We start from the raw sequence: 14,556 nt of genomic DNA, 5'->3' as shown, positions 1-14,556 counted from the left end.
AGATAAGCAGGTTGACGATACTCTCGCAGTACGACGCAGCAGTGAGGGAGAGAACGATGAGCCAGGACTTCAAGAACCTCGACATGACGATGATGTTCGCGATCCACGACGCGCTCCGCCGTGAGCTGGAGCGGATCGCCCGGATCACCGCGCGGGTCGACGAGGACCCCCGGCACGTACTGAGCACCGCGGTCGGCTGGGAGCTGTTCAAGAAGTTCCTGACCGTCCACCACACCTCCGAGGACGTGAAGATCTGGCCGGTCATGGAGGCCGCGCTGGTGGGCAAGGACGCCGAACTGGCCCTGCTCGCCGACATGGAGGCCGAGCACGGGGTCATCGACCCGCTGCTCGCCGACATCGACGCCGCCCTCGCCGACCGCGACTCCGGCCTGGAGCGCCTGACCGGCCTGACCGACACCCTCTACACCCGGCTCGGCGGCCACCTCGACCACGAGGAGCGGGACGCCCTGCAGCTCATGGACATCACGCTCTCCCAGGGGCAGTGGCAGGACTTCTCCGCCGAGCAGCGCACCCGGATCGGCGACGACTCCGCCCGCTACCTGCCCTGGATGCTCGACGACATCGACGCCGCGAAGGTCGCCCACATCCTCGGCAAGATGCCCGAGCCGTTGCGCAACGCCTACGAGAACGACTGGCGCAAGGCCTACGAGGACCTCGCCATCTGGACCCCGAAGACCGCCACCACCACCCGCTGACCGGACCCCGAGGGTTCCGCTCGACACCCCCCAACCCTGAGACAGACACGGAGACATCCCATGTCGCTGCAAGACCGCACTCAGGCCGTCCCCAAGGCCGCGGCCCCGCCGCAGCAGGACGGCAAACTCGGACTGGCGTTACTCGTGATCGCCGCGGCCCAGCTCATGCTCGTCCTCGACAACACGATCGTCGCCGTCGCCCTGCCCAGCATGCAGAGCGCCCTCGGGCTCAGCGAGTCCGGCCTCGGCTGGATCGTCACCGCCTACGCCCTGGCCTTCGGCGGTCTGCTGCTGGCCGGCGGCCGCGCCGGTGACCTCTTCGGCCGCCGCCGGGTCTTCCGCACCGGACTGGTCCTGTTCACCGCCGCCTCACTGCTCGGCGGCCTCGCCCAGAGCGGTGAACTGCTCATCGCCGCCCGGGTGATCCAGGGCGCGGGCGCCGCCATCGCCGCCCCCACCGCCCTGTCCCTGCTGGCCACCACCTTCCCGGCCGGCCCCGCCCGCAACAAGGCGCTCGGTGTCTACGGCGCGATGGGCGGCCTCGGTTCGGTCGTCGGCCTGCTGCTCGGCGGCGCGCTCACCGAGTACCTGAGCTGGCGCTGGGTGATGTTCGTGAACATCCCGATCGCCCTGGCCGTCCTGTTCGGCACCGGCGTCCTCGTCGAGGGCGAGCGCGAGCGCGGCAAGGTCGACGTGCCCGGCGCGCTCACCGCCACCCTGGGCTTCGGTTCGCTCGTCTACGCCATCAACCGCGCCGGCGACAAGGGCTTCGGCGACGGCGTCACCCTGATCGGCCTGGGCGCCGCGCTCGTCCTGATCCTCGCCTTCGTCCTGATCCAGCGCGCGAGCAAGGCGCCGATGATCCCGCGCGGGGTGCTCGCCGACAGGAGCCGCGTCGGCGCCAACCTGATCATGTTCCTGGTCGGCGCGGGCATGCTCGCCACCTTCTACTTCCTGACCCTCTACATGCAGCTCGTCAAGGGCTACGCCCCGATGGTCACCGGCGTCGCCTACCTGCCCTTCGCCCTCGGCATGGGCATCGCGGCCGGCGGCGTCGGCCCGCAGCTGCTCGCCAAGCTGCCCGAGCGCAACGTGATCGCCCTCGGTCTGGTGATCGGCACCGCCGGCATGGTCTGGTTCAGCTTCATCGAGCCCGGCCAGACCCCGTGGGCCGCGCTGCTGCCGGCCCAGCTGGTCGCCGGTCTCGGCCTCGGCATGGTCTTCGTGGCCGTCACCATCGTCAGCGTCCGCGGGGTCGCCCCGCAGGCCACCGGCGCGGCCTCCGGTCTGGTCAACACCGCCCAGCAGATCGGCGGCGCCATCGGCCTGGCGGCCCTCGCCGCGGCGGCCACCGCCATCACCGACCACGAGCTGCCGGGCAGCGTCCCGCACGCCCTCACCACCGGCTACTCGTACGGGTTCCTGCTCGGCGGCGCCTTCTACCTGCTGGCCCTGATCGTGGCCCTGGCCACTCTCCCGGGCACCCGCCCCCAGCAGCAGGACGCCGAGCACCCGCCCGTCGCCCTGTGACCGACCCCGGCGGCCCCGCCCTGACTGCTTCCGGGCGGGGTCGCCGGTTCCCGGTTCCGGCAGCCGGTGTCGGTGTCGGAGCCGGCCGGCAAGCCGTCGATATACTCGGGCAGGAGGTGCTGTCTTGCGGTACGAGAGCGACGACGAGCGCGGCCCGGTGACCCGGACCGAGCAGACCGCGGAGGTCCCCGGCGTCCTCCCGGACGCGCTCACCGACTTCATCGGCTACCTCCTGCGCCGCGTCTACGCGCAGTTCGCCGCCACCGACGACGGCGGCGGCAGCGACCCCCGCGACTTCCTGGTCCTCGACGCGCTCACCGGCCGCAACTGGGAGTCCCAGCTCGACCTCGCCGAAAGGCTCGGCATCAACCGCACCATCATGGTCGGTGTCATCGACCGGCTGGAGGCCCGCGACGAGGTCCGGCGCACCCGCAACCCCGACAACCGGCGCCAGTACGTGCTCTCCCTGACCGACCGCGGACGCGAGGCCGTCGAGGCCAGCCGGCGGGCGGTCGCCGAGCGGGACGCCCGGCTCACCGCCGTACTGACGGACGAGGAGACCGCCCGGCTGGACGAGCTGCTGGCCCGGCTGCTGCCCGAGTCCGCGCAGCCTCTCGTGCAGGGCACCGAGTACCTGGTCGGGCAGGCCCACCACCGGCTGCGCAAGCACGGCGACGACAAACTGGCCGGCACCGGACTCAGGGTGCGGCACTACGGCCCGCTCTCCGCCCTCGACGTGCTCGGGCCCATCGCCCAGCAGCGGCTCGCCGAACTGCTCGCCATCACCGGGCCCGCCGCCTCCCAGCTCGTCGACGAACTCGTCAAGCTGGGCCTGGTGCGCCGCGGCCGGGACCCGCACGACCGGCGCCGCTACGCCCTCGAAGTGACCGACCTCGGCCGCGAGCAACTCGGTGTCGTGGCCCGGGCCGTCGCGGGGCTCGCCGCGGACGTCGCCGCCATGCTCGGCCCCGGCGGCGAGGACGAACTGCGGGAACTGCTGCTGAAACTCCTGGCCCCGACGCATTCCGGTCCGGCATTCGCCGAGAACACCAAGTCATCCGTTTCCGCAAGGGGTTGACCCTCTGGCCAAAGGATGTCACGCTTAATTCAGCGGATACTCCGCGCCCTTTTCCAGGCTCTTCGCACCGCCCTTCCGATTTCCTTTCGGAAGGGCCGCGAGGGGTCTTTTTTCATGCGGATGTCCCGCGGCACATGGTTTTCCCGTTGCGCACCGCCCCTCGACGAAGGAGACAGTCATGGTCGCCCAGAAGACCGACGGCGCGCCGGAACCGGCGCGCATACCCGAGGACATGACCTTCGACGTCATCATCCTCGGCTCGGGCCTCGCCGGCTCCGTCACCGGTGCCGTCCTGGCCAAGCACGGTGCAAAGGTGCTGCTCGTCGACGCCGCCGCGCACCCGCGCTTCGCCATCGGCGAGTCCATGACCCCGCAGCTCGTGGAATGGATCCACATCCTCTCCGAACGCCACGACATTCCCGAGCTGAAAAGCCTGGCGAGTGTCGAGGCCTCCACCCGTGACATCGCACCGACCTTCGGCACGAAGGCCCACTTCGGCTTCATGAAGCACGAGGTCGGAAAAGAGCCGAACCCGCGTGAGGCCACCCAGCTCGCACTGCCGAAGATATTCCACCAGAACAGCCACATGTTCCGGCAGGACAGCGACTCCTTCATGTTCCACGTCGCCGTCAAGTACGGATGCACCCCCCGGCAGAACTGGCGTGCGAACGAGGTCGAGTTCGACGAGGACGGCGTCACCGTCCTCGGCCGCAGCGCCGCCCCCGGCGCCGAACCCGAGCTGTACCGGGCGAAGTACCTGGTGGACGCCTCCGGCTTCCGCTCCCCGCTCGCCGACAAGTTCGACCTGCGCGACAAGCCCACCGCCCGCTTCAAGCACCACTCCCGCTCGATGTTCACGCACTACGTCGGCATCAAGCGGTTCGACGACGTCAGCGGCCACCCCCAGGAGCTGCGCCCGCCGGCCGACTGGCACACCGGCACCATGCACCACCTCATCGAGCGCGGCTGGTTCTGGATCATCCCCTTCGACAACCACCCCAAGTCCCGCAACCCGCTGTGCAGCGTCGGCCTGACGATGGACGAGCGCACCTACCCCAAGCCCAAGGACCTCACCCCGGAGCAGGAGTTCCAGTCCTTCCTCGACAAGTACCCGGCGGTCAAGCGCCAGTTCGACGGCGCCACCCGGGTCCGCGAGTGGATCTCCACCGACCGGCTGCAGTACTCCTCGAAGCAGACCATCGGCGACCGCTGGTGCCTGATGTCCCACGCGGCCGGCTTCCTCGACCCGCTGTTCTCCCGCGGCCTGTCCAACACCATGGAGGTCGTCGACGCGCTCACCTCGCGGCTGATCCCCGCCCTCAAGGACGGCGACTTCTCCGCCGAGCGCTTCGCGTACGTCGAACGCGTCGAGCAGGGCCTGCTCCAGTACAACGACGACCTGGTCAACAGCTCCTTCATCGCCTTCTCCCACTTCCGGCTGTGGAACGCGGTCTTCCGGGTCTGGGGCTCCTTCATCACCCCCGGCACCATGCGGCTGACCCGGGCCCGCCTCAAGCACTTCAAGGACCACGACGTACGCCACTTCGACGAGCTGGAGAACGTGGCCCACCCCGGCCTGTGGTGGCCGCAGAGCGACTCCTTCAAGCGGATCCTGGAGACCACCGCCGAGACCTGCGAGAAGTACGAGGCAGGCGCGCTCACCGGCGACGAGGCCGCCGACATCGTCTTCGGGCTGCTCAAGGAGTCCCCGGTCGTCAACCCGGTCTTCGGCTGGAAGGACGAGGAGCGGCGGTTCATCTACCCGTCCACGCTGACCATGGCGCGCTTCCTGTACTGGGCCTCCGTCGAGGCCCCCGCCGAGATGAACAGCGTCGGCCGCGAGTTCCTGCTCGGCATCCTCAAGGCCGGTGCGAAGGTCCGCAAGCTCCTCTGACCACTCCCAGCCAAGCCAGAAAGGGATCCGCATGTCCGCAGCAGCGCGGTCGCTGACCCGCGCCGAAGAGACCCGGCCCGTCGAACCGCTGGATCTGCGCCGCGTGTGCGGCCTGTTCACGACCGGCGTCACGGTCATCACCACCGGCCCCGACGGCGACGCGGACGGCACCACCGTCAACTCGTTCACCTCGGTCTCGCTGGACCCCCCGCTGGTGCTGTTCTGTCTGCACCACCAGTCCCGGCTGCACACGCTCCTGGAGCGGAGCGGCGGGTTCACCGTGAACTTCCTGTCCGGACGGCAGCAGCCGCTGGCCCGGCACTTCGCCGGACGCCGGACCACCGCCGGCGCGAGCGCCTTCGAGGGCGTCCCGCACCACTTCACCGAGGACGGGCTGCCCGTGCTCAGCGAGGCCCTCGCCCACCTGACCTGCACCACGGTCGACGTGCACACCGCCGGCGACCACGACATCGTCATCGGCGAGGTGGTGGAGCTGGGCGTCCCCGAGCACGGCCTGGAACCGCTGATCTTCTTCGACGGCTCCCTGGGCCCGCTGGAGACCGGCGCGGACCGCTTCCAGCACGCCCGGCAGGCGTCCTGACATGCGCAGGGTGCTCATCGCCAACCGTGGCGAGATAGCCGTACGCGTGGCCAGAGCCTGCCGGGACGCCGGGATCGCGAGCGTCGCCGTCTACGCGGACCCGGACCGCGACGCCCTGCACGTCAAGGTCGCCGACACGGCCTTCGCCCTGGGCGGTGACACCCCGGCCACCAGCTACCTGGACATCGGGAAGGTCCTGCGGGCCGCCCGGGAGACCGGGGCGGACGCCGTCCACCCCGGCTACGGGTTCCTCTCCGAGAACGCCGAGTTCGCGCAGGCGGTCCTGGACGCGGGCCTGACCTGGATCGGCCCGCCGCCGCAGGCGATCCGCGACCTCGGCGACAAGGTGGCGGCCCGGCACATCGCCCAGCGGGCGGGCGCGCCCCTGGTGGCCGGCACCCCGGACCCGGTGGGCGGTGCGGACGAGGTCGTGGCGTTCGCCGAGCAGCACGGCCTGCCGATCGCCATCAAAGCGGCCTTCGGCGGCGGCGGGCGCGGGCTGAAGGTCGCCCGGACCCTGGAGGAGGTGCCGGAGCTCTATGAGTCGGCGGTGCGGGAGGCGGTGGCCGCCTTCGGACGCGGCGAGTGCTTCGTGGAGCGCTACCTGGACCGGCCGCGGCACGTCGAGACGCAGTGCCTCGCGGACCGGTACGGCAACGTCGTGGTCGTATCGACCCGTGACTGCTCGCTGCAGCGCCGCCACCAGAAGCTGGTGGAGGAGGCTCCGGCACCGTTCCTGACGCCGGAGCAGACCGCCGAGCTGTACCGGGCGTCCAAGGCCATCCTGCGCGAGGCCGGCTACGTCGGCGCCGGAACCTGCGAGTTCCTCGTCGGGCAGGACGGCACGATCTCCTTCCTGGAGGTCAACACCCGGCTCCAGGTGGAGCATCCGGTGACCGAGGAGGTCGCCGGCATCGACCTGGTGCGGGAGATGTTCCGGATCGCCGACGGCGAGAAACTCGGCTACGGGGACCCCGAGCTGCGGGGCCATTCCTTCGAGTTCCGGATCAACGGCGAGGACCCGGGCCGGGGTTTCCTGCCCGCGCCGGGCACCGTGACGGTCTTCGAGCCGCCGTCGGGTCCGGGGGTACGACTGGACGCGGGCGTGGAGTCGGGCAGCGTGATCGGCCCGGCCTGGGACTCGCTCCTCGCCAAGCTGATCGTCACCGGCCGCACCCGCGCCGAGGCGCTGGAGCGGGCCGCACGGGCGCTCGACGAGTTCCGCGTGGAGGGGATGGCCACGGCGATCCCGTTCCACCGGGCGGTCGTCAGGGACTCGGCCTTCACCGGGGACCCGTTCCGCATCCACACCCGGTGGATCGAGACCGAGTTCGTCAACGGGATCGAGGCCTTCACCGCGGCCCCGGCCGCCGGTTCCGAGACGGAGGAGGCCGGTCGCGAGACGGTGGTGGTCGAGGTCGGCGGGCACCGGCTGGAGGTCTCGCTGCCGGCGGCGCTGGGCAGGGTCCCCGACCGGACGCTCGTGGGGGCGGCCGCCGCGCCCCGGTCCCGCCGCCGCACCGCGGGCGGTTCGGCCCCCGCCGCCTCCGGGGACACGCTCAGCTCTCCCATGCAGGGCACCGTCGTCAAGGTCGCCGTCGCCGAGGGGCAGCCGGTCGAGAAGGGCGACCTGGTCGTCGTACTCGAGGCCATGAAGATGGAGCAGCCGCTCACCGCGCACCGGTCCGGCACGGTCACCGGTATTGCCGCCGAGGTGGGGCAGGCCCTCGCCGCCGGGGCCGCGATCTGCGACATCAAGGACTGATCGCCTTGGCAGCACTCACCTACACCGACGCCATGAACGGTGCCCTGGAGCGGCTGCGTTCCGTGGGGTACGAACACGGGCGCAGCTTCGTCAACCACGCCCCGATGGCCGCCGAGGCCCTCGCCCACATGGGCTACGCCGACGAGGTGCCCGGCTGGGTGGAGGGCCATCTGCGCAGCCACACCTTCCACGACGTGCCCGAGCGGCGGTTCACCCTCGACCCGGCCGACGAGGCCGACTGGCGGCAGGCGCTCGGCGAGTTCGGCCGGGTCGCCGACTGGACCGGCCTGTTCGAGCGCGAGCTGGCCGAGGGGGAGTGGACCGACGTCCTGGCCCGCTGGTGGCCCCGGCTGCTGCCCGGCATGTCCGGGGTGCTCACCCACGGGGTGATCCGCACCGCGCACGCGGTCCGGGCGGTGGTGACCGCCGGCCCCGACCACCGCATGCAACTGGCAGAACTGGCACAGGGGCTGGGGTACTGGGCGGCCCGGTACTCCGAGGGCGGAGTCGTGGTCCCGGAGCACCCAGCCGGTGACGACGGCGACGGCGACGGCGGTGATGTCGTACGGGCGCTGGACGAGCTCGTCGCCGAGTTCTGCGGGATCTACGCCACGCTCTCCCTTCCGCACCCGATCCCGCTGATCCACTCGGTCACCGGGCCCGCCGCCGTACGGCTGGTGGTGGAGCACCTGCCGGCGGAGCAGCGGTGGCCGTCGTACCGGGTGGCGCGGGCCGTCAGCCGCACGATGCTCGACTGGTTCCACGCCGTGCCCCGGCCCGCGGCCCCGCTGCCGGCGGCCCCCGACCCGGCCGCCCTGTTCGCCGAGGCCGTCCGGATCGGCGACGAGCACGCCATCAAGCTCGCCGAAGTCGCCGTACGGCACGAGGCGCTGGCACCCGACCCGCGGCACGCGGCGGCCGCGCACGTGGCCAACCGGGCGATCGGCCGCCTGTACCGCTGACAGTTCGTCTTCGCCGACGGTCTCCCCGACGGAGCCGTACGGAACCGTTTTCGAGGAGTGTCATGGACGCACAAGTCATCGTCGTGGGCGCCGGTCCTGCCGGCATGATGCTCGCGGGCGAGCTACGGCTCGCGGGCGCCGACGTCATCGTCTTGGAGAAGCTGCCCGCGCGCACCGGAGAGTCGCGCGGGCTCGGCTTCACCGCCCGCACCATGGAGGTCTTCGACCAGCGCGGACTGCTGCCCCGCTTCGGGGACATCGAGGTCAGCAACGTGGGCCACTTCGGCGGCCTGCCGGTCGACTTCGGTGTCCTCGACGGCGCCCACCAGGCTGCCAAAACGATCCCGCAGTCGGTCACCGAGACCGTCCTGGAGGAGTGGGCCGGCCGGCTCGGCGCGGACATCCGGCGCCGGCACGAGGTGCTCTCCGTCAAGGAGAAGGAGGACAGCGTCGAGGTCGAGGTGCGCGGCCCCGAGGGCGTGCACCGGCTGCGCGCCGAGTACCTCGTGGGATGCGACGGCGGCCGCTCGACCATCCGCAAGGCCGCCGGGTTCGACTTCCCGGGGACGCCGTCGACGCTGGAGATGTACCTCGCCGACGTGCGCGGCATCGAGCTGGAGCCCCGGATGATCGGGGAGACCCTGCCCGGCGGGATGGTGATGGTCGGGCCGCTGCCCGGCGGCATCACCCGGCTGATCATCTGCGAGCGCGGCACCCCGCCGCAGCGCCGCGAGAAGCCGCCGACCTGGGCGGAGGCCGCGGCGGCCTGGCAGCGGCTGACCGGCGACGACATCTCGCACGCCGAGGCGGTGTGGGTGTCGTCCTTCGGCGACGGCACACGCCTGGTCACCGAGTACCGGCGGGGCCGGATCCTCCTCGCCGGCGACTCCGCGCACATCCACCTCCCGGCCGGCGGGCAGGGCATGAACACCAGCATCCAGGACGCCGTGAACCTCGGCTGGAAGCTGGGTGCGGTGGTGCGGGGGCGGGCGCCGGAGACGCTGCTCGACACCTACCACGACGAACGGCACCCGGTCGGGGAGCGGCTGATGATGAACACCCGGGCGCAGGGGCTGCTGTTCCTGTCCGGGCCCGAGGTGCAGCCGCTGCGCGACGTGCTCAACGAGCTGATCCGGTATCCGGAGGTCAGCAGGCACCTGGCGGCGATGGTGTCGGGTCTTGAGATCCACTACGACCTCGACGGGGGCGCGGGCGCGCTGCTCGGCCGACGGCTGCCGAACGTGCCGCTCACCGGGCACAGGAGGGTGGCCTCCAGCACGGAGGCGCTGCGCGCCGGGCGAGGTGTCCTGCTCGACCTTGCCGACAACGAGAAGTTGCGGGACCGCGCCTGGGCCTGGCGGGATCGAGTGGACGTGGTGACCGCGGTGGCGACGGACGGCTCGCTCGCAGGTACCACGGCTGTGTTGGTGAGGCCCGACGGATATGTGGCGTGGGCGGCGCCGGGTAGTCACGCGGATCTGCCGATGGCCCTTGAGCGGTGGTTCGGGCCTGCGCGGTGAGGATGCCAGGTTGCGTCGAGTTGCGGCTGACCCGCCGTCGTGGCTGGTCGCGCAGTTCCTCCCCCAGCCTTCGGCCGGGGGTGCCCCCAGCGCCCCTGACGGGGCGCTTCTTGCTGGACACCTTTGAGGAGTGAACCCATGCACAGCACTTTGATCGTCGCCCGGATGGAACCGGGTAGCAGTACGGAAGTCGCCCGACTGTTCGGGGAGTTCGACCGGACCGAGATGCCGCATCTGATGGGCACGCGGCGGCGGGAGCTCTTCGCGTACCGCGGGCTGTACTTCCACCTCCAGAGCTTCGACACCGACAACGGCGGTGAGCTGATCGAGGAGGCCAAGAGCGACCCGCGGTTCGTGCGGATCAGCGAGGACCTCAAGCCGTTCATCCAGGCGTACGACCCCGCCACCTGGCGGTCTCCCGCCGACGCGGTCGCCACGCGCTTCTACGACTGGGAGGGCCGGGCGTGAACGCCAGGCGAGTGGTCATCACCGGGGTCGGTGTCATCGCCCCCGGCGGTGTCGGCACCAAGAACTTCTGGAACCTGCTCAGCGAGGGCCGCACCGCGACCCGCGGCATCACCTTCTTCGACCCGTCCTCCTTCCGCTCCCGGGTCGCCGCCGAGGTCGACTTCGATCCGGAGGAGCACGGGCTGAGCCCGCAGGAGATACGGCGGATGGACCGGGCGGCGCAGCTGGCCGTCGTGAGCGCCCGGGAGGCCCTCGCCGACAGCGGGCTCGACCTGTCCGGCGCCGACCCCTACCGGGTCGGGGTCACCATCGGCAGCGCGGTCGGCGCGACCATGGGGCTCGACCAGGAGTACCGGGTGGTCAGCGACGGCGGCCGGCTCGACCTCGTCGACCACACCTACGCCGTCCCGCACCTCTACAACTACCTGGTGCCCAGTTCGTTCGCGGCGGAGGTCGCCTGGGCGGTGGGCGCGGAGGGCGCGGCCACGGTCGTGTCGACCGGCTGCACGTCGGGGCTCGACTCCGTCGGGCACGCCGTGGAGCTGATCCGGGAGGGCTCGGCCTGCGCGATGATCGCCGGCGCCACCGACGCCCCGATCTCCCCGATCACCCTGGCCTGCTTCGACGCCATCAAGGCCACCACCCCGCGCAACGACGACCCCGAGCACGCCTCCCGCCCCTTCGACGGCACCCGCAACGGGTTCGTGCTGGGGGAGGGGTCGGCCGTCTTCGTCCTGGAGGAGCTGGAGGCCGCGAAGCGGCGGGGCGCGCACATCTACGCCGAGATCGCCGGGTACGCCTCCCGCTGCAACGCCTTCCACATGACCGGGCTGCGGCCCGACGGCGCGGAGATGGCCGAGGCCATCACGGTCGCCCTGAACGAGGCGCACCTCGACCCCGGGGCGATCGACTACATCAACGCGCACGGCTCCGGCACCAAGCAGAACGACCGGCACGAGACCGCCGCGTTCAAGAAGAGCCTCGGCGACCACGCCTACCGGACCCCGGTCTCCTCGATCAAGTCGATGGTCGGGCACTCGCTCGGCGCGATCGGCTCCATCGAGATCGCCGCGTCCGTCCTCGCCATGGAGCACAACGTCGTGCCCCCGACGGCGAACCTGCACACCCCCGACCCCGAGTGCGACCTGGACTACGTCCCGCTCACCGCCCGCGAGCACCGCACCGACGCGGTGCTCACCGTGGGCAGCGGGTTCGGCGGCTTCCAGAGCGCGATGGTGCTCGCCCGACCGGAGAGGAGCGCGGCCGCATGAGCACGCGGACCGTGGTGACCGGGCTCGGCATCGCCGCGCCCAACGGCCTTGGCACGACCGACTACTGGGCGGCCGCCCGCGCCGGGAAGAGCGGGATCGGCCGCATCACGCGGTTCGACCCGTCCGGGTATCCGGCGAAGCTGGCCGGTGAGGTGCCCGGGTTCAGCGCCGGGGAACACCTGCCGAGCCGGCTGCTCGCCCAGACCGACCACATGACCCGCCTTGCGCTCGTCGCGACGGACTGGGCGCTGGCCGACGCGGAGGTCACTCCGGCCGACCTGCCCGCCTACGACATGGGCGTCGTCACCGCCAGCTCCTCCGGCGGCTTCGAGTTCGGGCAGGGCGAGCTGCAGAAGCTGTGGAGCCAGGGCAGCCAGTTCGTCTCGGCATACCAGTCGTTCGCCTGGTTCTACGCCGTCAACAGCGGCCAGATCTCCATCCGCAACGGCATGAAGGGCCCGAGCGGGGTCGTCGTCTCCGACCAGGCGGGCGGCCTCGAGGCCCTCGCGCACGCGCGCCGGCAGATCCGGAAGGGGACGCAGCTCATCGTCTCCGGGGCGATCGACGCGTCCATCTGCCCGTGGGGCTGGGTGGCGCAGCTCGCCAGCGACCGGCTGTCCACGTCGGAGGAGCCGGACCGGTCGTACCTGCCCTTCGACTCCGCCGCGGCCGGGCACGTGGCCGGCGAGGGCGGGGCGATCCTGATCCTGGAGGCCGAGGAGACGGCCGTACGGCGCGGTGCCCGGGTGTACGGGGAGATCGCGGGGTACGGCGCGACGTTCGACCCGGCGCCGGGGAGCGGGCGGCCGCCGGGGCTGCGCAAGGCGATCGAGCTGGCCCTCGCCGACGCGGGCGCCGACGCGGCCGACGTGGACGTGGTGTTCGCCGACGCGGCGGCCGTGCCGGAGCTGGACCGGGTGGAGGCGGACGCGATCAGCGACGTGTTCGGGCCGCACGGGGTGCCGGTGACCGCGCCGAAGACGATGACCGGGCGGCTCTACTCGGGAGCGGCGCCGCTGGATGTCGCCACGGCGCTGCTGGCCGTCCGGGACGGGGTGGTGCCGGCGACGGTGAACGTCGCGCCGGAGGCGGGCTACGACCTCGACCTGGTGGTGGGGGAGCCGCGACTGACCGAGGTGCGGACGGCACTGGTGCTGGCGCGCGGGTACGCCGGGTTCAACTCTGCGATGGTCGTGCGGGCGTAGCGCTCGCCCACGGCCGTAGGCGCTGGTGCGGTGGCGCGGCTGCAGGCCGGTGGGGGCTGATCGCGCAGTTCCTCCCCCAGCCTTCGGCCGGGGGTACCCCCAGCGCCCCTGACGGGGCGCTGCCCCACCGCGTCCTACGTAGCCGCGGGCGGCCGCGTCAGCTCATCCAGCCGCGGGCAGTCGTGCCGCTGGGGCGGCACGGGTGGGCGCTGGGGGTCCCCCCGGCCGAAGGCTGGGGGAGGCACCCGGCCAGCGCCGGTGAGCGTCCCTCCCCCCACCCCAGCCCCCGCTGACCTCAGCCCTCTCAAAGACCCGCCCGTCCTCCCGGCCCCTCCATCTCTCCCACGCCCGGGGCCGGCAGGGCGGGCGTTCCCATTCGTAGTCGTGAAAGGAAGATCACCGTGGCCACCCAGTCCTTCACCCTCGACGACCTCAAGCGGATCCTGCTGGAGGCCGCCGGCGCCGATGAGAGCGTCGATCTCGACGGGGACATCCTCGACACCGACTTCGAGGAGCTCAGCTACGAGTCGCTCGCCATCCTGGAGACCTGCGGGCGCATCGAGCGGGAGTACGACATCACGCTGGACGACACCGTGGTGACCGAGGCCAAGACGCCCCGCGAGCTGCTCGCCGTCGTCAACACGCAGCTCGGTGACGTCGCCGCCGCTGCCTGACCTTCTCCCCACCCCCTCCGGCCGCCGGCGCCCGCCCTGACCGGGCGCCGGCGGCTCCCCCATGCCCTGAAAGGGAGCTGCAGACATGTCCGAACAGCAGCAGAGGGTCGCCCTGGTCTCCGGGGCCACCAGCGGAATCGGTCTCGCCTCGGCGCGGCTGCTGGCCCGGCAGGGCCACCGCGTCTTCATCGGCTCCCGCGACGCCGGGAACGTCGAGCGGACCGTCAAGGAACTGCGCGCGGAGGACCTCGACGTCGACGGGACCACCCTCGACGTGCGGTCCGCGCTGTCCATCGAGAACTTCGTGCGGGCCGCCGTCGAGCGGTACGGCACCGTCGACGTGCTGGTCAACAACGCCGGGCGGTCCGGCGGCGGCGTGACCGCCGACATCGACGACGAGCTCTGGTACGACGTCGTCGAGACCAACCTCAACAGCGTCTTCCGCCTCACCCGCGCCGCCCTCACCACCGGCGGCATGCGGGAGAAGAGCCGGGGGCGGATCATCAACATCGCGTCCACGGCCGGCAAGCAGGGCGTCGTGCTCGGGGCGCCGTACTCCGCCTCCAAGCACGGGGTGGTCGGGTTCACCAAGGCCCTCGGCAACGAGCTGGCCCCCACCGGCATCACCGTCAACGCCGTCTGCCCGGGGTACGTCGAGACGCCCATGGCGCAGCGCGTACGCGCCGGTTACGCCGCCGCCTACGACACCAGCGAGGACGCCATCCTCGACAAGTTCACGGCGAAGATCCCGCTCGGCCGCTACTCGACCCCCGAGGAGGTCGCCGGGCTTGTCGGCTACCTCGCCTCCGACACCGCCGCCTCCATCACCGCACAGGCCCTCAACGTCTGCGGCGGCCTCGGCAACTTCTGAA

At 71.7% G+C, this 14,556-nt stretch carries 13 protein-coding genes; all 13 read left to right on the top strand.

What is annotated here, in order from left to right; genetic code table 11:
• Window positions 1–56: 56 nt before the first annotated feature.
• Window positions 57–716 carry a hemerythrin domain-containing protein gene (locus ACZ4UV_RS05890; RefSeq protein ID WP_451021737.1) on the top strand — a complete coding sequence of 220 codons (660 nt, stop codon included), beginning with the start codon at window positions 57–59 and terminating at the stop codon, window positions 714–716.
• Between the two features lie 60 nt (window positions 717–776).
• Window positions 777–2,246: an MFS transporter gene (locus ACZ4UV_RS05885; protein ID WP_451021736.1), complete on the top strand. Its 1,470-nt coding sequence runs from the start codon at window positions 777–779 to the stop codon at window positions 2,244–2,246.
• A gap of 157 nt (window positions 2,247–2,403) precedes the next feature.
• The gene (locus tag ACZ4UV_RS05880; protein ID WP_467836592.1) at window positions 2,404–3,324 is read left to right on the top strand and encodes a MarR family winged helix-turn-helix transcriptional regulator; all 921 of its coding nucleotides are present in this window, start codon (window positions 2,404–2,406) and stop codon (window positions 3,322–3,324) included.
• 178 nt (window positions 3,325–3,502) lie between these two features.
• Window positions 3,503–5,218: an NAD(P)/FAD-dependent oxidoreductase gene (locus ACZ4UV_RS05875; RefSeq protein WP_451021735.1), complete on the top strand. Its 1,716-nt coding sequence runs from the start codon at window positions 3,503–3,505 to the stop codon at window positions 5,216–5,218.
• Window positions 5,219–5,249: 31 nt separating this feature from the next.
• Entirely contained in the window at window positions 5,250–5,819 is a 570-nt protein-coding gene (locus ACZ4UV_RS05870) for a flavin reductase family protein (RefSeq protein ID WP_451021734.1), read from the top strand.
• Window position 5,820: 1 nt separating this feature from the next.
• The gene (locus tag ACZ4UV_RS05865) at window positions 5,821–7,584 is read left to right on the top strand and encodes an acetyl/propionyl/methylcrotonyl-CoA carboxylase subunit alpha (protein ID WP_451021733.1); all 1,764 of its coding nucleotides are present in this window, start codon (window positions 5,821–5,823) and stop codon (window positions 7,582–7,584) included.
• Between the two features lie 5 nt (window positions 7,585–7,589).
• Window positions 7,590–8,546, top strand: a complete 957-nt coding sequence (locus tag ACZ4UV_RS05860) for a hypothetical protein (RefSeq protein ID WP_467835953.1) — start codon at window positions 7,590–7,592, stop codon at window positions 8,544–8,546.
• Between the two features lie 62 nt (window positions 8,547–8,608).
• On the top strand, window positions 8,609–10,066 hold the full coding sequence (locus ACZ4UV_RS05855; RefSeq protein ID WP_451023316.1) for an FAD-dependent monooxygenase: 1,458 nt from the start codon (window positions 8,609–8,611) through the stop codon (window positions 10,064–10,066).
• Window positions 10,067–10,204: 138 nt separating this feature from the next.
• Window positions 10,205–10,534 carry a TcmI family type II polyketide cyclase gene (locus tag ACZ4UV_RS05850; protein WP_451023243.1) on the top strand — a complete coding sequence of 110 codons (330 nt, stop codon included), beginning with the start codon at window positions 10,205–10,207 and terminating at the stop codon, window positions 10,532–10,534.
• On the top strand, window positions 10,531–11,805 hold the full coding sequence (locus ACZ4UV_RS05845) for a beta-ketoacyl-[acyl-carrier-protein] synthase family protein (RefSeq protein WP_390039919.1): 1,275 nt from the start codon (window positions 10,531–10,533) through the stop codon (window positions 11,803–11,805). Before ACZ4UV_RS05850 ends, ACZ4UV_RS05845 begins: the two co-directional genes overlap by 4 nt.
• On the top strand, window positions 11,802–13,010 hold the full coding sequence (locus ACZ4UV_RS05840) for a ketosynthase chain-length factor (RefSeq protein WP_467835952.1): 1,209 nt from the start codon (window positions 11,802–11,804) through the stop codon (window positions 13,008–13,010). The genes ACZ4UV_RS05845 and ACZ4UV_RS05840 overlap by 4 nt, the downstream gene beginning before the upstream one ends.
• 401 nt (window positions 13,011–13,411) lie before the next feature.
• A complete protein-coding gene (locus ACZ4UV_RS05835; protein WP_351500603.1) occupies window positions 13,412–13,684 on the top strand; it encodes an acyl carrier protein in 273 nt (90 codons plus the stop codon).
• An 85-nt stretch (window positions 13,685–13,769) separates the two neighbouring features.
• The gene (gene fabG, locus ACZ4UV_RS05830; protein ID WP_390039923.1) at window positions 13,770–14,555 is read left to right on the top strand and encodes a 3-oxoacyl-ACP reductase FabG; all 786 of its coding nucleotides are present in this window, start codon (window positions 13,770–13,772) and stop codon (window positions 14,553–14,555) included.
• Window position 14,556 lies beyond the last annotated feature (1 nt).

This window comes from Streptomyces sp. NPDC028289, from assembly GCF_055565975.1.
Note: the sequence above shows the minus strand (reverse complement) of the source record. Positions and strands in the feature narration are given on the sequence as shown.